We start from the raw sequence: 19,017 nt of genomic DNA, 5'->3' as shown, positions 1-19,017 counted from the left end.
ATGAATGCCGCCGTGCAGGTGAGTACCGCCTTGACGGATGGGGCAACGATCACCCTGGGGATTCAGAGCCAAAACGACCATTTTCAGGTGACGGTCACCGGGCCAGCGGCAATCACGGATATCACCACCGCTCCAGTGACTGCCAGCTCCACGGACATTGAGACGGGCACCAATGTGGTGACCAGTTGTGTAACTCCCACTCCTACCCCGACTCCCACTCCTACCCCGACTCCCACCCCTACCCCGACTCCCACTCCCACCCCGACTCCCACTCCCACTCCCACTCCAGAAGAGACGGTCGTGATTCCCGCCTCCAACTCTGGCGGGAGTGAAACCAATCTCGTTGACCCCTTTGGGAAAATCACAGGCTGTGCCGGGGAAACCTTGCCGGACTACACGGGTTTCTCCATGGGGTTGTTTTTCCCCACCGATCCATCGGGACTGTCCGGGGACATTGCTGGTCGGGTGCCCCTGGTTGCCACGGAAGTACCCGATAACCCCGGCAACTCTGTGCCTCTGGGGCTGTCACCCAACACCCAAAACAGCAATCCTTTTTTTCTCACCAATGGCAATGAAGGCACCTACAACTTCCTGCTCAGTCCCCAGGAAGGGCAGCTCAATCCCGGCAGCACCTACATTCTGTTAATTAATCCGCCCCCAGACTCGGTTTATGAAGAGCGGCGGATTCGGTTGCAGGTGACCTCCGTTTCGGGAGATACCGTCACCTATACGGCGACTTCTTTGGATGGAAAACCCATCAGCGCCACCGACAACAGTACGTCTGTGACTGCCACCCTGGACATTACGAATGCTGCCAGTGTCGGTCTGGTCTTGGCAGTGTTGGATCTGGATGTCGGGGTCTGTCAAGCCCAGGAGCTCCAAATTATCAAGTCCAGCGATCGCGCTGCCGGAGAACCAGGGGATACCGTCATCTACCGCTTACTGGTGAAGAACCTCTCCACCGGAGATGTGAACAATCTAGTGGTCACCGATACTCTACCCCTGGGGATGAACTTTCTGGGGCGATCGGTGCGCGGCCAGGTGGGCGACACCCCAGTCACCCTCACCAGCAGCACCAGTGGCTCCACCATTACCTTTGAGGTTCCCGGTGTGACCCTCCCAGCGGGTCAAAGTTTAACCATTGCCTATGCCGTGGTTTTGACCCCCGATGCTCTGCGGGGAACAGGCCAGAACTCAGCCGTTGTAGCAGCCCAGCGATCGATCAACGGCACAACGGTTCGAGATGGCCCTGCGATTTATCGGCTGCTGATCCGACCCGGCATTCTTGCCGACACTGGCACCATCATTGGTCGGGTGTTTGTGGACAAAAACTTTGATGGAGAACAGCAACCAGGGGAAGCAGGGGTACCCAATGCTGTGGTGTTTATGGATGATGGCAACCGGATCACCACCGACATCAATGGTCTGTTCTCGGTGCAGAATGTGCTACCCGGATACCGTACCGGCATTCTCGATCTGACCAGCACCCCTGGTTACAACCTGGCTCCCAATCTGTTCTTCAAGGAGCGCAACAGCCCCTCTCGGCTGGTGAAACTTTCTCCGGGGAGCCTGGTACGCATGAATTTTGCCGTTACCCCTGCCACTCAGGAGGGGGGGGGCAAATGAGCAGGGAACGGCAGGGAGGGTTAGAGGACTACTTTACCGTCTGTTTTAAGGTCTGCCGTCATCTCTTGACTCACCTGGTGGCCCTAACGCTCTTAGCTGTTCCCGGCAAGGTGCTGGCTGAGTCCGCCACACCACCCATCACCCCAGAGGGGAGCCAACCTGCTGCTGTCACCACCCCGGAGGTGGCAGCTGAAACCCCAGGATCTCCTGCCATTGAACCTCCTACCCCCCGTTGTCACCCCTGCTGTCCCGACTCCCATCGGTACGCCCTTACCGCCACCGATGGTGCCTGCCGCCACCGTGGCTCCCGCTCCTGTTCCGGTTGGTACCCCTCTGCCACCCCCGATAAACACCGCTCCCACTGCGGGGAACCCCGATCATCCCCTAACAGTACCGCTGGCTCCCGGAGCGGTGAGAATTCTCAGTCCCCTGACTCACTCAGTGTTGGATGCCCCCGCAGCAACGATCACGGTGCAATTTGCCGTTGGCAGTGAGGTGCAACTGTGGGTGAACGGCATTGCCGTGGATGCCTCCCTGATTGGTCGCACTGAAACCGATGCCACGAATAACCTAGTCACCCAAACCTGGTATGGGGTCTCTTTGGGGCCGGGAGAAAATATCCTCAAGGCTCAGGCAACGGAAGGCGGCACCGCAGGTCAGCCGGTGACCGTATCGGTTCGGGTGCGGGGGTTGGCAGACCGGATCAGTGTCGAGACCCTAGAGAGTCGGATTCCAGCTGATGGGAGATCGACGGCAACGGTGCGGGGGAAGTTACTCGATACTCAGGGGAACCAGGCGAATCAAGATACCATTGTCACCCTGAACACCTCCGCCGGCACCTTCATTGGCGTGGATTACGACAAAGATCAGCCCGGTTTTCAAGTTCAAACCCAGCAGGGACAGTTTACCGCCACGCTGCAATCGGGTCTGGAAGCAAAAATTGTCCGGATTCGGGCGTCTGCTGGCACTCTAGAAGCCTATTCTCGCCTAGAGTTTGTAACGGCACTGCGGCCTAGCTTGTTGACGGGGGTTCTGGACTTTCGATATGGCGGCCGGGGGAACAATTTTTTTGGCAGTTTTCGGGATTTTCTGCCGGCGAATGGGGACAATAGCTCGCAATTAGATGTTAACTCTGCGGTGTTTGCCACGGGCAGCATTGGCGGTTGGCTGTTTACGGGAGCCTACAACAGTAATGGCACCATTAACCAGGACTGTAGTGGGCGAACGGGGTTGAGTCAGGATGTCCCGGCCTGCGCCACCTATTCAACCTATGGGGACAGCTCTACGAGTCAGCGGATTGCCCGATCGGAAGATAGTGTTTACCTACGATTCGAACGCAACCAAGACTATTTCATGTGGGGTGACTATAACACGGATGAATTCTCGACGCGATCGCAGTATTTCACCGCCACTTCTCGCCAACTCCACGGCTTTAAGGCCAACTATAACTTTGGCAATCTCCAGATCACGGCCTTTTATGGGGATGATGTCCAAGGGTTTCAGCGGGATACCATCGCCCCGGATGGCACCAGTGGGTTTTACTTCCTCTCCCAACGACTAGTGTTACCCGGCAGTGAATCGGTGTCTCTAGAACTACAGGAGTTTGATCGTCCCGGAACCGTTGTGCAGCGAACTCAGTTGACCCGAGGTCTGGACTACGACATTGACTACGACCGGGGAACGGTGCTGTTCAAGCGACCGATTCTGCGCACAGATCTGAGTGATACTGGCACAGTCCTGGTGCGACAAATTGTTGTCACCTACCAATTCGACAGTCAAGGCAGCACCACCAGTATCTATGCGGGACGAGTACGGTATCATCTGTCGCGGGATTTGAACAACGAAAGCTGGATTGGAGCCACCTACGTCCAAGAAAACCAGGGGGTTCGTACCTTTGAACTCTATGGAGCCGATACCCTGATTTCCCTGGGGCCACGGGGAACCTTGATTGCGGAGTATGCCCACTCTAGCAATACTTCGGAATACCTTGGCCCCGTCAGTGGTTCCGCCTTTCGCTTTGAGTTTGATGGCTCCATTAACGACAATATTAAGATTCAGGCTTACTACCGCACCGCCGATCCAGGGTTTGCCAATAACGCCACGATTAGTTTTGTTCCGGGTCAGACTCGCTATGGGACTCAGGTGATTGCTCAAGTCGGTTCCCGCACCAATCTGCGGTTTCAGTTTGACCAGGAAAACAACTTTGGCATTGCCCCCCAACCCCTGTTCAATGACCAAGATCTTTTTAACCCAGGGCAAGAAGCCGTACCGGGGAGCCAGGTGGACAATTCCCTCACCACCTTTAGCGTTGGGGTGCAACAACGGATTGGCACTGCCAGCATTGAATTGGACTACATTAACCGCGATCGCGTCGATCGCATATCCCAGGATCTGAGTGGTAATTCCAGTCAACTCCGTACCCGGATCACTGTCCCGATCACCCGTAAAATCAGCTTTCAGGCCCAGAATGAGCTAAATCTCAGTGCCGATCAGGATTTGGTCTATCCCAATCGCACCATCCTGGCCCTGGACTGGCTTGCCTACCCCGGCATCAAGTTGCGACTGAGCCAGCAGTTTATTTCCGGGGGGCAGTTTGGCAGTAACTCCTTCACCAATCTGGAAGTCATCAGCGACTACAAGCTGGGGCCGGATACGACCCTGACCTCTCGCTACACCATTCTAGGAGGGGTGAATGGCATCACCTCCCAACGGATGTTGGGGTTAAACCAGCGTTGGAAGCTCGCCCCCGGTCTGACCCTGGATGTTGCCTATGAGCGGGTGGCCTCGGATATTTATAGCCTAACGGGGGCAGGGCAACAGTTTGCCCAACCCTACGCCGTGGGACAGAGTTCCTCCGGTCTTGGGATTGAAGGCGGCGAAAGCTACAGTATTGGCCTGGAGTACACGGACAACCCTAACTTCAAAGCCAGTGCCCGCTTGCAGCGTTGGGCTCAAGGCGGAGGTGGCAATACCGTGATTACGGCGGGGGTGGCGGGTAAGATCACCAACAACCTGACAATGTTGATGCAGTATCAACAGGCCAGTGCAGCGAATCAGCAGTTGAATGGGCTGGGAAGCACTATTGACCTGAAATTGGGTCTGGCCTATCGCCCCTTAAACAACGACAAATTCAATGCCCTGTTGCGGTACGAGTTTCGCGTCAATCCCTCATCGATCCCCGCAACAATTTTATTGGGGAGTGGCACGGGTAACAACGACCAAACCCTTGCAGTGGAGATGATCTATGCCCCCAACTGGCGCTGGGAGCTTTACGGTAAGTTGGCGCTCCGCAGTAGTACGTCCTACTTAGCTTCTGACTTTACCAATTCCAGCGCCATCACCCTGTCTCAGTTTCGTGTCACCTATCGCCTCAACCGCAGCATCGATCTGGTGGCAGAAGCCAGATCGATCAATCAGCCCTCAGCAAACTACAGTGAAACAGGCTTGGTGGTGGAAGCGGGTTATTATCTGACCGCCAACCTCCGTCTCGCCGTTGGCTATGGGTTTGGCAATGCCAATGACCGAGATTTCAGCGGCAATCGCTCGGTGGGCGGCTTCTATGTGGGCTTTACCGTGAAGCTGGATCAATTGTTTGAAGGCTTTAGGCTACTAGATAAGATGCGCCCCCGTCGTCAAAATGCTTCCCCCGTCGCGAAACCACTGCCTGCTTCTGGCACAGCTGCGACAGCAACCTCGACCCAAACTCCGACTTCGCCTATCGGTCAACCCATCGCTCCGCCCCAGGGGTCACCTACCCCCGCAGCGATCGCCCCGGCTACCTCGACAACTGTTCCGACTGCAACCCAGGATCAACCCATTCCTGCAAGTACCCAACCGCAACCAGCGGTGGTAGCTCCCGGTGTTGCCCCGGCGCCAGAATCGTCGGAGACATCAACACCGTCCCAGGTGCAACCCGTTTCCTCAGAAATGCCTAGATTTGCCCATGAGTAATTTGATCTATCCGGATTCCACTCCTCATCCATGGCAGCGATCGCCCGTCGGCCAATGGAGTCTGCTCGGCCTTTGGCTTCTGGGTAGTGGGGCAACTTTGGTAATCCCGACTCCCAGTGCAGCAGCCAGTCCCGCTGGCTTGCAAGTGACGGTAACTCTGGCTCAAGATGGCGAGGCGCAGCCAGATGCGGGGCTTACCCTGCGGGAAGCCCTCCTACTGATGGATGGCAGTCTGCCCCTAGAGCGTCTGAGTCCTCAAGAACGCCAACTGGTGGAAAAAATTCCGGATAGTACCCCCCCGGATTGTCTTCAACCTTCCCCCCGAACAGACAACGATTTACCTCACCCGTGAGTTGCCCTCCCTGATTACCCCTGGTTTAAGAGTGGATGGCACCACTCAGCTCGGTTATCGGTCAGTGTCAATCCCCGACCGAATCACCCCTGACACTTCCTTGCCCCCTCCCATCGTGGCGATCGCCCCGACTCCCCAAACCCAGATTTTGCGAGGGCTGACGATTTTGGCCGACAGAGTCACCATCAGGGGCTTGAGCGTCTATGGATTCCAGGGGCGCGATCGCGAGACAGCCTCCCTGCCCCCTGCCGATATTTGGATTGGCGATCGCCTGCCGACTCGACACCGTCCCCCCTCAAAAACCTTGCCCCCGGAAGGAGTGGTAATTGAACAAAACTGGTTAGGGATCGCGCCCACAGGCGTAGCTCCCAACCCTGCCTCTGCCTTTGGGGTCTGGATTACGCGTGGTCGGGGCACCCAGATTCGAGGGAATCGCATTGCCGCCCATCAAAGTAGTGGTATTTTCACCCTGGCTGAAGCCGAAAACTTGCAAATTTCCGCTAATCTGATCGAGGGCAATGGCTTCACTGGGATGCCCGATGCGATTCGATTGGAAGGTCAAATTCAAAATACGGCGATCTCTGGGAACTTAATTCGAGGAAATGCAGGCAGCGCCATCTATCTGTTTAAGCCCGTGGGAGCGGTGGATATTCACCACAATCAGATCACTGGCAATGGCAAACAAGGCCCTACCGCCGCCATTTACCTGATGGGCAACGATCACCGGGTGATGGCAAACGAAATTACGGATCAATCTGGCGCTGGGGTGGTGGTCACCGCTGCCCCCCCAGAGTCGCCGCAACCAGATTCAAGACAATCGCTTTGCACAGTTGGCAGGGCTGAGTATTGACCTCAACACCCAAGAGAATATTGACCCCCCCCTACCTACGTCTGGGAGATGGCCCCAACCCGCCTCGCAATTCCCCCAACCGCCGCCGCGAGACGGGCAATGGTGCGGTCAATGACCCCCCGCTTCCTCGCTGCTGAATTTTTACGACTGAATCAGCAGGTAATTGTGGATGGGCAGGCTGATCCGGATTGTCAGATCCAACTCTATCGGGTAGAGGAAACCAGGGGTAACTATGGAACACTCAGTCAACCCCTTGCCACCACTACCAGTAATGCCCAGGGGCAATTTAGCTTCACCCTCACCCAAGTGCCAGCGGGGATGCGCCTGAGTGCGATCGCTACCGATCCCAAGTACGGTACCTCCGAACCTTCCCCCACCGTGGTGGTGCGATCGCTCCCCCACGCAACTGACCCAAGCCAGAGGCCCTAACAGAACGAGTCATCTATGAAGTTGTTCCCCCAGCCCCGTTCAACCAAAACACTTAGCCGCCACTTGAAATCCAACTATGGTCAACGTCAACAGCATCGCTGGTTGATTCGAGGGCTATCTTTATTCGGCGCGTTTCTGATTGGGCTGGTAGCAGTTTTCTATGGGCTACCAGCCCCCGCCGACACTGCCTTCTCAATTCGCTATCAAACCAATGACACTGGCAATATCATTTTCGTTGGCAACACCGTTTCCTCCTGCCCCATGGTGGATATTGCCATTACTGGTACCGACCTCAACGGTGGCAACCTCGCAACGGGTGACACCATCGAATATGTCCTGACGGTCACGAACAACGGCTCTGCCTCTGCGACGGGGGTAGCCCTCACCAATGTACGACCGACGAATACAACCTATGTAGCGGGTTCCCTGGTTATTCTCACCGGCCCCAATGCCGGAGCCAAAACAGACACGAACACTGATGATCAAGGAAGCTTTGGCAATCCTGCAAATACGGTGCGTTTCTTTTTGGGTACTGGGGCCACGAATGCCGCAGGGGGTACCCTCACGGCGGGGCAATCCACCTCAATGCGGTTTCGAGTCACCGTGAACGGCGGGACAGGAAACGGCACCGACATTACTAACACCACCAACGTGGTCTTTACCAACCAGGGCATGTCTCCGGTCACCAACCAGAGTTCCCGATCAGTTTTCACAATGGACGTTGGAAGTACGACCACCGCTTTTGGGCTAGATGGGATTGGGGGAAGTGCAGGATTGCAAGTCAGTTGCCCCTTAGCGCAAGCAGGTTCCATAGATGCCCAGAACAATGACTATCTGGCAGCCATGGTGGACATTGATGGGGACAATACAACGACGCTGAACTCCAGCAGTGCCAATTTAAATCTACCTTCGGGGGCAACGGTGCTCTGGGCCGGACTTTACTGGATGGGTTCATCCAATAATGGCTCTCGAAATCAGGTGAAGTTTCGCCCACCTGGGGGTGTCTACTCAACGTTGACGGCTACGAGCTTATATACGAACACCTACCAAGATAGTTACGAGGGCTTTGTAGATGTCACAACCCAAGTCCAAGCAGCAGGGAATGGAACTTACTTTCTTGGGGATGTCAGAGTCCTCCCAACAACTGTCAATAACTTTGGCGGCTGGTCTCTGGTGGTTGCCTACCGGGCACCGGGAGAACCCCCTAGAAACCTCACGGTCTATGATGGGTTTCTCAATATTGCCAACGCCGCAACAACCTTAAATATCCCTATTAGTGGATTTATTGCCCCCCCCGTTTGGCTCAGTCAATGTCCGGTTAGGGGTACTTGCCCTAGATGGAGATAATGGCCCTACTGGCAGTGTTTACCAGGGAGATCAATTTCGACTCAACAGTACAAACCTCTCCGATGCCCTGAACCCCGCCAATAACTTTTTTAATAGCACCATTAGCTACCTCGGTTCCTATGTCACGACCAAGAATCCCAATTATGTAAACCAACTGGGCTTTGATGCGGACATTATCAACGCCAATGGCATTCTCGCGAACAGTGCCACCAGCGGCACTCTCACCCTGACCACGGGGGGGGAATCCTATAATCCTGGAGTGGTGACAACTGCCATTGTGCTCTATGCCCCCAACATGCTTTTAGGCAAGAGCTATGTCGATTTGAATGGAGGGAATGTCGAAATCGGGGATATTCTGGAATACACCGTTACGGTCACCAACAATCAAGATGCCAACGGCAACGGCGACCCAGCCAATCAAAATGTCGTCACCGACCCGATCCCGACCTACACGACTTATGTGCCAGGAAGCTTGATCATTGACGGGGTGAGTAAAACCGATGCCACCGGGGATGACCAGGCGGAGTTCGACTCTGGCAACAACCTTACCCGATTTCGCATTGGCACCGGAGCCAATGCCACCACGGGGGGAACACTGAATGTCAACCCCAATCCGGTGTTCTCCAGCACAGTGAAGTTTCGCGTCACGATTAACACCAACGTTCCCAATAACACCCAGATCATCAACCAAGCGCAGGAAACCTTTAAGGGACAAACCCTAGGCCAGGGAACGACGTTGGGAGCCGCTAGCCCCACCGCAACCGTCACGTCTTCCGTGCCAAATGGACTCTCCGTCAACAAAACCGCTGCCCCCGACCCCGTAACTGCCGGGAATTCCCTCACCTATACGATCACGGTTGTCAATGGAGGGCCAAACCCGGCTAATTCTGTTGTGGTGAATGATCCCCTGCCCGTGGGCACGGTATTTCAGTCAATCTCAACGCCTTCTGGATGGACTTGTACCACCCCCACAGTGGGTACCAATGGCACCATCAACTGTACTCGGGCGACCTTTGGATCGTCACCCTACCCGGTTGCATCCCAGTTTTTGGTTACGGTGTTGGTCTCCGCGACCCAGGTGGCTGACCTCAGCAATACAGTGTCAGTCACCTCCTCCATTGGAAACGCCTCGAAGACGATTATCACCGATGTCAGGCCACTACCACCGACGATCTCCCTGGTGAAGCGGATTACCAGCCTCAATGGTGTCAATTACACCGGGTTTACTGGCAGTACCTCCGACCCGAATAACAATGGCGACACCACAGAAGATCTTTACTGGCCAACGCCCCTCTCTACCTACCTGCGGGGGGTGGTCAACTCCCCGGTTGTCCGACCGGGTGACATCCTGGAATACACCATTTACTTCCTCAATAGTCGTAACCCGGCCTCGAATCTCACCCTCTGCGATCTGGTTCCTACCCATCAAACCTTTGTGCCCACGGGGTACAACTCCGCGTCTCCCCACCCCCTGGAAGCTGGTGCGATTCCTGTGGATACGGGCTTGGCCTTTGCTTCCAGTAGTAGTAGCCTCCCAACCCTACCCACGGTCTACCTGACCAACGTTCCCGATAGCGATCGCGGTCGTTACTATACCCCAGGGGATGGCACTGCCCCGAGCCTCTGTGGTGCCAATACCAATGGAGCCATTGTCGTCAAAGTCGTGAGTGGGGTGACTCAACTTCCTGCGGCGACGGCTCCGGGGGTACCCACCAACTCCTACGGGTTTGTGCGCTTCAAGGCAGCCGTGAATTAGAATCCTGGAGGGTGCCGCAACGGTCAGGGGAAAAAACATGGTGGACTGGTTACTGGAGCCATTGACCTTTGAGTTCATGCGGCGGGCGATCGCCGTGGGTCTTTTAATTGGCATTCTCTGCCCGGTGATGGGGGCATACCTGATTGTGCTACGGATGGCGCTGATCGGGGATGTGATTGCCCATGCGATTCTCCCCGGACTGGCGATCGCCAACTTTTTGCGCGTGGATATCCTGTTGGGAGCCTTTGCCTCTGGGATGACCAGCACCTTTGTGATTGCCTGGATTCGCAGCCAATCGAGGGTGAAGGTAGATGCGGCCATGGCACTGACCTTTTCCAGCTTTTTTGCCTTGGGGGTAGCGTTGCTAACCCTGCTTAAAAGTCGCTTGAACCTTGATGAACTGCTGTTTGGCGATATTCTCAGCGTCAACAATGATGATATTTGGCGTACCGCCCTCATTACCGGAGTCGTGCTGCTGCTCACCCGCCTGAGCTATAAAGAACTTTTGTTCTACAGCTTCGATCCGGTGGGGGCTGAAGCCGTGGGCTTGCCCGTCAATCTCATCCACTTTAGCTTAATGGCAGGGATTACCTTGACGATTCTGGCGGGGATGAAAACCGTCGGTGTGATCTTAGTGGTCTCCCTACTAGTGGGGCCAGCGATTACCGCTTACCTGTTGGTGAAAGAACTGCATTTGATCATGGGTTTAGGAGCTGCTATCGGCGCGATCGCCACCATCACCGGCATGTACCTCAGCTACCATCTCAATTTACCCTCAGGGCCTGCGATCGCCTTAGTCACCTTTAGCTGCTTTTTGCTAGGGTTGCTGTTCAGCCCCTACCAGGGAATTTTCACCCAGCCAAGAACATCGAAATAGTCACACACTCATCCAACCTGGGCATCTTCCGCAGGGGGTCTGGGGGAGGCGGTTTCGTCCCCCAGCGTGGGGGCATGGGGGGTACTGCCCCCCGAAAACTGGCCTTGAATCTCGTCAACCTAGATGTTTCATTGGTGATTCATCAACGATAGCAAGTGAGCTGCAATCCGTTGAGCAGCGCCCGGTGTCCCCATCCGCCGATGTCCATTTTCCGCAATCGACTGCAACCGATCCGGATCATTCAACAGGGACTCAATCATGGTTGCGACTTGGCCAGGCTGGGGCGCTACGATCACCGAGATCCCCAGTAATCGACTTTGAGCTTCGGCAAAGCGAGCCGTAAACTGGGGGCCAGTTCCGGGAATGGCGATCGCGGGTTTTCCTAGCCCCACAAATTGTTCCGTTGCTGTCCCGGCCATGGCAATGGCAAAGTCAGCGCGGTGGAGATACTCCTGGAAGTGCTGCTGACTCAGGATTAACGTTGCTTTGTGCTGCTTGAAGACTGCGAGATTGCTGTGATCAGTCGGGGTATGTACCTGCCATCCCTGGGAGATTACCGCCGTCTGCAACTGGTCCAGACTTAAACCAGGGGCGATCGCCCCAAGAAACAGCAACCGCTGCCCTCCGAAATGATCCACGATCCCCCGCACCGCTAGCATCATTTGCTGCCAGTTGGCATAGGCTTCCGGTGGACGCGAACCCGGCAATAGGGCGATCGCCAGTTCCTTGCCCCCAATCCCCTCCCCAAAGCCAGTAACTGGCAATGTCCGTGCCAAATCGTCCATCATCGGGTTTCCCAGATCCCAGGCAGGAATGGCAAATTTTTGTAAGATCTCCGCCGTCAGCCGATCGCGGACAAATACAGCTCGACAACGGGGACGCTGCATCAGCCATCGTTCCCAGGGCTGATAAACCGACCCTGACCAACTTTCCAGGGCTTGTAACCAAGACCGCCGAGGCAGACGCCCTGCCTCATCCCGGAGATAGTACTCCGACTTTGCAGTGCCAACAAAGGCGAAGGGCGCACCACTACACCAGGCAAAAAACAGCGGCACAATATCCCCGACGGCCAAAATTAAATCACCCGTTTTCGCCCAATCTCGAATCGTTTGCCATTGTCGCCACGTCAGTTGCAGCAGCCCTCCCCACAGATCCCGCACCAATTGCCGACCATCCATATAAATAAACCCGCCAGAGGGCATGGCCTGCACCGGGCCAATGACTGGAATGCCCTCATAGGCTCGTCCCTCGCCAACTATTGGCAACGCCGCCAATTCCGGACATTGATCATGGGTCTGGAGTTCCCGCAGAATTCGCAGGGCGATCGCATCTTCCCCATGGCCATTACTTAGGCACAGTAGCTTCATCCCTTCTCCCAACTTAGGCAGCAACTCGTTATAATTAGATTAAGAACCCACGGGGCTGTAACGGTTTCGACGTGTTGGTGAACGTTACTCTGTGATTCAGGCCGAGAGTGAGTCGTCTCTCGAAAATCAAAGGCTCAAACTTGTACATGCGAACAACATTGTACCCTTTGCTCGTAAGGCCGTTTCTGTCGCCTAAAAACCTCTAAAAGGTTCGAGCGTCTACTATCTGACTCCGTTAAGGACGGTAGACCAACCCCAACGGATGCTTTAGCCAGTTGCCTCAGGTCGGCTTGCTAGATAAGAAAATCACCTGAGAATCCCACTGTCCGGGATAAGGGACAGTTCCCGCCTCAGGATTAGAAAGGCTAAGCCTGTGAACGATCAGGGGATTAATACCCAGGGCGGACAGGAGTTCGACTCTCCTCAGCTCCATTACCAGGCACCTATGAATTTAGGTGCCTTTTTTCATCCCTTATTGAGGCCGGATGGATGCCAATCTCAGTAAGATGAATCAGCGACTGAGCCGAGTGCAGGGGGATGTGGCTCAGTTCAGTAGCCGAGTTGAGCGGATAGACGAAAACGTGACGGCGCTGCGTGAACAGGTTGGGGGCCGTTGACCAGCGCCTTTTTTAACCGGCGAACCATTAAAGTAAAAGCAGTGAGCGATGATGGGGAAGCTTTTTCAATGTCTACAAATTCCATGGACTCCACACCAAGATCACCACTGGATATCCGCCTGCGGAATTTCCTGATTGTCTTAGTGGCGATCGCCCTCAGCATTGGAGTCGTACTGGGGCTAAGAACTCAAAGTAGCACCGCGTCCCTCAGTGAATTAGCCCAACAGTCCGTTCCCTTAGAAGTGGCACTGAGCAATCAAAAGCCCACTATGGTGGAATTTTATGCCAACTGGTGTACCTCTTGTCAGGCGATGGCTGCCGATATTGGGGCTCTGGAAGGGCAGTATGCCAATCAGGTCAATTTCGTGATGCTGAATGTGGACAATACCAACTGGCTCCCCGAGATTTTGCGCTTTCGAGTCGATGGGATTCCCCACTTTGTGTTTATGGATCGGCAAGGAACCGCGATCGCCAATGCGATTGGTGAACAGCCGCGCTCGATTCTGGCAGCCAACCTGGATGCTCTGATTGCCGATACCCCCTTACCCTACGCCCAGGTATCTGGACAGACCTCGACTTTTTCCCCCTCGGTCACCCCCAAAGCTGCTGGTGATGATCCCCGGAGTCATGGGTCTCAAGTCGTCAAGTAGTATTTATAGATACTTTTGCCCATTGGGGATCTCTTACAGTAGGTGATTGGGTAGGATGACTCTGTAAGTAATTTCAGTAACAGCAAAAATATGAGTAGCCAGAATCAATATCGATTGGTGACCCGAAGCGACTTTGACGGGCTAGTTTGTGCTGTGCTCCTCAAAGAATTGAACATGATTGATGAGATTAAATTTGTCCATCCAAAAGATATGCAAGATGGCAAAGTAGAGATTACCAGTCAAGATATTATTACTAACCTGCCCTACGTGGAAGGGGCTCACTTAGTTTTTGATCACCACTACAGTGAAATCCTCTCCCATGAAAACCTGGGTAGCAACTATATCCTGGAGCCCTATGCGCCTTCCGCAGCTAGGGTTGTGTTTAATCACTTTGGGGGCAAGAGTGCCTTCCCTAGAATTTCCCTGGAAATGATGGCCGCTGTTGACAAAGCAGATTCCGGCCAGTTCACTGAAGCTGATATTTTAGAACCAGAAGGCTGGGTGCTGCTCAATTTTATCATGGATCCCCGTACTGGTTTGGGGCGGTTTAAAGAGTTTAATATTTCCAACTATCAATTAATGATGGATCTGATTGATTATTGTAAAAATCATACGGTGGATGAGATTTTAGAACTACCGGATGTCCGGGAGCGAACTGAACTTTACTTTGCCCAAACAGCCGAATTTAAGCAACAGTTACAAACCTGTGGGCAAGTCTATGGAAACTTAGTGGTTCTTGACTTCAGACAGCAGGATATTGTCTATGCTGGAAATCGATTTATGATCTACGCCCTGTTCCCAGAATGCAATATTTCCATTCATGTTCTCTGGGGGCTGAAGCAGCAGAATACAGTCTTAGCTGTGGGGAAATCAATTTTTGACCGCACCTCCCAGACGAACATTGGCGAGTTAATGACCCATTATGGTCGGGGGGGGGCATCCCATGGCCGGTACCTGTCAAGTTGCCAATGATCAAGCGGATACGGTGCTGGAAACTCTGATCAGCCAGATTACGGCGGCTGGCTAACCCTGAATTGCTCTCGTCCCCATTACTTTCAATGGATGCGTTCCTGGATACTAGGAACTGTCCTGGATATCCATTCACCCTCAACCTTTGTTATTACAATCTTTTCAACCCCTAGGGGCGATCGCGACCACACCAACGGGGGTCACTTGTTTACTCCCCCTCTGTCAAGCCCAGGGATTCTCCCTCTGGATTCCAACTGCCTTGCAGGGGAGTCTGACACCAAGTCCAGTCCTCCAACCCTATGAAGGTTCCTTGGCGGCTCATCTCGACAGCCTTTGGGCAACCCATCGCAGTTTCATTTTCTGTCTGGCCACCGGAGCCGTGGTACGTCTGATTGCGCCACTGCTGCAACATAAGGCCATCGATCCGGCGGTGGTAGTAGTCGATCCGTCGGGTCAATTTGTGATCAGCTTGTGCAGCGGCCATCAGGGGGGAGCCGATCAACTGGCACGATTCATCGCCAGCCAACTCCAGGCAACCCCGATCCTGACGGGGGCGGCCAATGATTTAGCCATGCCGGGAATAGATATCCTGGGCACTCCCTTTGGCTGGCAACGGGGGACTGGAGACTGGACTGGGGTGAGTGCTGCGATCGCCCGCCAGGAACCTATCGAGGTAATACAAGAAGTCGGTTCAACCCTGTGGCAAGCCCATTTGCCCCTAGGGCATGGGTTCACCTTTGGGGCACCGGAGTCCCTGGGGGGGCTGCCCCCAAAGCCCGGATCTGGATTAGCGCCACCCAGCGGCAATTTGCCTCCGTCTCAGATTTTCCCAAGGTGCAATGGCATCCCCGGGTGTTGTGGGTGGGGATTGGCTGTGAGCGAGGCACAACCCGAGAGCTGATGGAAGCCACCTTGCAGCGGGTCTGTAGATCGGCCCACTTGGCGGAAGCCGCGATCGCTGGCGTGGCGACCCTCGACTTAAAAGCCGATGAAGTCGGATTGGTGGAACTCTGTCGCGATCGCCACTGGCCGTTACGCTGTTTTACCGCCGCTGAACTCAGAACAGTCGCGGTTCCCACCCCCTCAGAGCGTGTGGCGGCTGAAGTCGGTACTCCGAGTGTGGCTGAAGCAGCGGCCATCCTTGCCAGCACGACCAGGGGCGGTGAACCAGCACCCTTACGGGTCACCAAGCACATCGGGCGATCTCCCGACCACCCAGGCGCTGTCACCGTTGCCATCGCCCAGGCAGAACAGGAATATCTCGGACGACCGGGGCAGCTCTGGCTCGTGGGGACTGGCCCCGGACAATTGGCCCAAATGACCCCCGCCGCCCAAGGGGCGATCGCCCAGGCGGATGTAGTGATTGGCTACGGACTCTACATTGATCTGATTCGGCCATTGCTGCGCCCCGGACAAATTGTGGAAGCCCTGCCGATTACCCAGGAACGACAGCGAGCGATGCGGGCGATTGAGCTGGCAGCATGGGGCTTGACCGTTGCCGTGATTTCCTCCGGTGACTGTGGCATTTACGGCATGGCGGGATTGGTTTTAGAGATGTTGGCCGATCGCCCCTGGGATGGCAAAACTCCCAGTATCCAGGTTTTTCCCGGAATTACGGCCCTTCAGGCTGCTGCCTCCCGAGTTGGAGCCCCTTTGATGCACGACTTTTGTGCCATTAGTTTGAGTGATTTACTCACTCCCTGGGCGGTGATTGCGCAACGGTTGACAGCAGCAGCGGCGGCGGATTTTGTCACAGCCCTGTATAACCCGCGATCGCAAAGCCGTACCAGCCAAATTGCCATCGCCCAAAGCATTTTTCTGCAACACCGTCCCCCCAACACCCCCGTAGCCATTGTCCGCGCGGCCTATCGCCCTGAAGAGCAAATTCATCTGACCACCCTGGGTCAATTATTGGAGGTGCCTATTGATATGTTAACCACGGTGTTGATCGGCAATGGCAGCACCCGTGAGCAGAGTGGCTGGATGATTACCCCTCGGGGCTATCTGGGGGCTGACCCATCCCGACTGGGAAAATCTAGCCCAACAGATTAAAGCTTTTGGAGATTTCCAGGGAATCGGACAATCTCCAGTTAGGATGGCGGTGAGGAGAGATCGTGAATCAATTTAATCCGCAACTGCTGAGGGAAATCATGGTTAAAAACTTGCTAGAGCAACTGCGAGCAATTACTGTTGTGGTCGCTGATACCGGGGATATCCTGGCGATTGAGAAGTTTACCCCCCGCGATGCTACGACGAACCCCTCTCTGATTACAGCGGCAGCCCAGATGCCGGAGTACCAGGAAATTGTCGATCAAACATTGTTGAAGGCCAAGCAGGATGCTGGCGGCTCCGCATCCTCGGCTCAGATCGTTTCCCTTGCCTTTGATCGGCTCGCCGTTGCCTTTGGATTGAAAATTTTACAAATTATTCCTGGACGGGTCTCCACAGAAGTCGATGCTCGCCTGTCCTACGATACGGAGGCAACAATTGCCAAAGCTCGGGATTTGATCGCCCAGTATGAAGTTGCTGGTGTCTCCCGCGATCGCGTCTTGATTAAAATTGCGGCTACCTGGGAAGGTATTCGCGCGGCTGAAGTTTTAGAGCAAGATGGCATTCACTGTAATCTCACCCTCCTGTTTGGCGTCCACCAGGCGATCGCCTGTGCTGAAGCTGGTGTCACCTTAATTTCTCCCTTTGTGGGTCGGATCTTAGACTGGTACAAGAAAAGTACCGGGCGAGATAGCTACCCGCCAGCGGAAGATCCAGGGGTATTGTCCGTCACCCAGATCTACAATTACTTCAAAAAGTTTGGCTACAAAACTGAAGTCATGGGAGCTAGCTTCCGCAACATTGATGAAATTATTCAACTTGCGGGCTGTGACTTGTTAACCATTTCTCCGGCGCTGTTAGCTGAGTTACAGGCTAACCTAGGAGATCTGCCACGCCAACTCGATCCCGCCCAGGCTGCGACCCTCGATCTCAAACAAATTTCCATCGACAAGGCCACTTTTGATCAAATGCATGCCAGCGATCGCATGGCCTTTGAAAAACTGGATGAAGGCATTAAAGGCTTTACCAAAGCCCTGGAAACCTTGGAAAAACTTCTGGCTGAACGTCTGGCACGCTTGGAAGGAGACCATACCCTCAGTCAGGCCAGAGATGATATGTTCCAGGTCTATGACCTCGATGGCGATGGTTTTATTACTCGGGAAGAATGGTTGGGCACCGATGCCGTCTTCGACGCCCTAGATAACAATAATGATGGCAAAATTACCGCCCAGGAAATGAGTACGGGTTTGGGGGTACTCCTGCATCTCGAAGTCGCCCGGTGAATTTAGTCCCTCCTTGCTGTCGTAGCCCTGCCATCGGGTGTTCTGTCAACTTTTAGTTAATGAATCTTGACAGAACCCTCGGGTGATCCAGGATTGGGAGATCGCGGCAGGGGAGATGGTAAATCAGTTGTCAAATTTCACCGTATAGAGCTGGAATAGCTCGCCAGGTTGGGTTTTCAGAATCTTGGCTCCAGCGGCCTTGAGGGTTTTCTGCCAATTGTCTAGGGATTCTAGGAACACCTCAGCGCCAAGGTAGGTTTCTAGAATCCCCCAGTTTTCTGCCAAGGGAGCCTCAGGATTGAGCAGATCAAACACAAACATCCCCCCTGGTTTTAAGACTCGCTTAACTTCTGACAGTACCGCTGTCCAGTAGTCGCAAGGATAGTAACAACTCCATCCCGTGGCGATCGCCAGATCAAACTGGTCGGCTTCATAGGGTAAGTGGTGAGCCACTCCCAGGGTGGCCCCCTTAAAGAGCTTAGAGTTGAGCTGTGGCCCCCGAGCCGTCAGACTTTCCTGGGCCACCGTACTGATGTCAAGGCCGTGAAACAATGCCTGCCACTCCCGCCAGGGATATACCAAAAAGCTGACTCCACATCCAATGTCCAGACAGTGCTGGGTTTTTCTGAGGTTTGGCCAGTTCCCAAAAGGGCGAAGCAATCTTGGCTGACAATCCGCCTGCAGCCCATTCGCGAAAAATTGGCATTGCTTCTACCTCTGCTGGCAGATCAAAGGCTTCCCGGCGATACTCCCGATTGAAGCGAGTCGCAACCGCACTGGTGAGCGTCTGCCAGACATCTTCTCCTGGGCTACCACTGCCTGGTAATTGGGAAAACATCGACGATACGGGTTGACGGGGGTCTGGTTTCTGGGACATCTATCACCTATGACGAC

The 19,017-nt window shown here is 54.5% G+C and carries 12 protein-coding genes, 1 other RNA gene and 3 pseudogenes; 14 read left to right on the top strand and 2 right to left on the bottom strand.

Annotation, left to right across the window (positions count from 1 at the left end; genetic code table 11):
- The 9 genes from DO97_RS03060 (at position 1) to DO97_RS03040 (ending at position 11,188) form a co-directional block, all read left to right on the top strand.
- Positions 1 to 1,626 (top strand): DUF11 domain-containing protein, encoded by a 1,626-nt coding sequence (locus tag DO97_RS03060; protein WP_052128318.1) that lies wholly within the window; start codon positions 1 to 3, stop codon positions 1,624 to 1,626.
- Positions 1,623 to 2,120 carry a hypothetical protein gene (locus DO97_RS23590; protein WP_156120404.1) on the top strand — a complete coding sequence of 166 codons (498 nt, stop codon included), beginning with the start codon at positions 1,623 to 1,625 and terminating at the stop codon, positions 2,118 to 2,120. Before DO97_RS03060 ends, DO97_RS23590 begins: the two co-directional genes overlap by 4 nt.
- Complete coding sequence (locus DO97_RS03055) at positions 2,068 to 5,577, top strand: TonB-dependent receptor (RefSeq protein WP_162182927.1); 3,510 nt, start codon at positions 2,068 to 2,070, stop codon at positions 5,575 to 5,577. The genes DO97_RS23590 and DO97_RS03055 overlap by 53 nt, the downstream gene beginning before the upstream one ends.
- Positions 5,570 to 5,929: a hypothetical protein gene (locus DO97_RS20500; protein ID WP_052128316.1), complete on the top strand. Its 360-nt coding sequence runs from the start codon at positions 5,570 to 5,572 to the stop codon at positions 5,927 to 5,929. Before DO97_RS03055 ends, DO97_RS20500 begins: the two co-directional genes overlap by 8 nt.
- A gap of 64 nt (positions 5,930 to 5,993) precedes the next feature.
- Positions 5,994 to 6,779: a right-handed parallel beta-helix repeat-containing protein gene (locus DO97_RS20495; protein ID WP_162182926.1), complete on the top strand. Its 786-nt coding sequence runs from the start codon at positions 5,994 to 5,996 to the stop codon at positions 6,777 to 6,779.
- A gap of 48 nt (positions 6,780 to 6,827) precedes the next feature.
- Positions 6,828 to 7,208 carry a hypothetical protein gene (locus DO97_RS20490; RefSeq protein WP_052128314.1) on the top strand — a complete coding sequence of 127 codons (381 nt, stop codon included), beginning with the start codon at positions 6,828 to 6,830 and terminating at the stop codon, positions 7,206 to 7,208.
- Between the two features lie 63 nt (positions 7,209 to 7,271).
- The gene (locus DO97_RS20485; RefSeq protein ID WP_204368448.1) at positions 7,272 to 8,555 is read left to right on the top strand and encodes a DUF11 domain-containing protein; all 1,284 of its coding nucleotides are present in this window, start codon (positions 7,272 to 7,274) and stop codon (positions 8,553 to 8,555) included.
- Positions 8,485 to 10,311: a DUF11 domain-containing protein gene (locus DO97_RS20480; RefSeq protein ID WP_204368447.1), complete on the top strand. Its 1,827-nt coding sequence runs from the start codon at positions 8,485 to 8,487 to the stop codon at positions 10,309 to 10,311. The genes DO97_RS20485 and DO97_RS20480 overlap by 71 nt, the downstream gene beginning before the upstream one ends.
- A gap of 37 nt (positions 10,312 to 10,348) precedes the next feature.
- On the top strand, positions 10,349 to 11,188 hold the full coding sequence (locus tag DO97_RS03040) for a metal ABC transporter permease (RefSeq protein ID WP_036531063.1): 840 nt from the start codon (positions 10,349 to 10,351) through the stop codon (positions 11,186 to 11,188).
- A 128-nt stretch (positions 11,189 to 11,316) separates the two neighbouring features.
- On the opposite strand, the gene DO97_RS03035 is transcribed toward DO97_RS03040, so the two are convergent.
- Positions 11,317 to 12,555 (bottom strand): lipid-A-disaccharide synthase-related protein, encoded by a 1,239-nt coding sequence (locus DO97_RS03035; protein WP_036531061.1) that lies wholly within the window; start codon positions 12,553 to 12,555, stop codon positions 11,317 to 11,319.
- Between the two features lie 51 nt (positions 12,556 to 12,606).
- On the opposite strand from DO97_RS03035, the gene ssrA reads away from it, so the two are divergent.
- The 5 genes and pseudogenes from ssrA to DO97_RS03010 all read left to right on the top strand — a co-directional run bounded on the left by ssrA (position 12,607) and on the right by DO97_RS03010 (position 18,123).
- Positions 12,607 to 12,990: a transfer-messenger RNA gene (gene ssrA / locus DO97_RS21810) on the top strand.
- 250 nt (positions 12,991 to 13,240) lie between these two features.
- A complete protein-coding gene (locus DO97_RS03030) occupies positions 13,241 to 13,822 on the top strand; it encodes a thioredoxin family protein (protein WP_036531086.1) in 582 nt (193 codons plus the stop codon).
- 90 nt (positions 13,823 to 13,912) lie between these two features.
- Positions 13,913 to 14,849, top strand: a pseudogene (locus DO97_RS03025) (exopolyphosphatase).
- Positions 14,850 to 14,936: 87 nt separating this feature from the next.
- Positions 14,937 to 16,843: pseudogene (cobJ, locus tag DO97_RS30675) on the top strand (precorrin-3B C(17)-methyltransferase).
- Between the two features lie 98 nt (positions 16,844 to 16,941).
- Positions 16,942 to 18,123 (top strand): transaldolase, encoded by a 1,182-nt coding sequence (locus tag DO97_RS03010; RefSeq protein ID WP_036531081.1) that lies wholly within the window; start codon positions 16,942 to 16,944, stop codon positions 18,121 to 18,123.
- A gap of 123 nt (positions 18,124 to 18,246) precedes the next feature.
- Here the strand turns inward: DO97_RS03010 and DO97_RS28390 are convergent.
- Positions 18,247 to 19,000, bottom strand: a pseudogene (locus DO97_RS28390) (class I SAM-dependent methyltransferase).
- Positions 19,001 to 19,017: the final 17 nt, after the last annotated feature.

Origin of the sequence: Neosynechococcus sphagnicola sy1 (genome assembly GCF_000775285.1) — a bacterium.
Taxonomy (GTDB): Bacteria; Cyanobacteriota; Cyanobacteriia; order Neosynechococcales; family Neosynechococcaceae; genus Neosynechococcus; species Neosynechococcus sphagnicola.
This window is presented reverse-complemented; position numbering and strand designations above follow the sequence as displayed.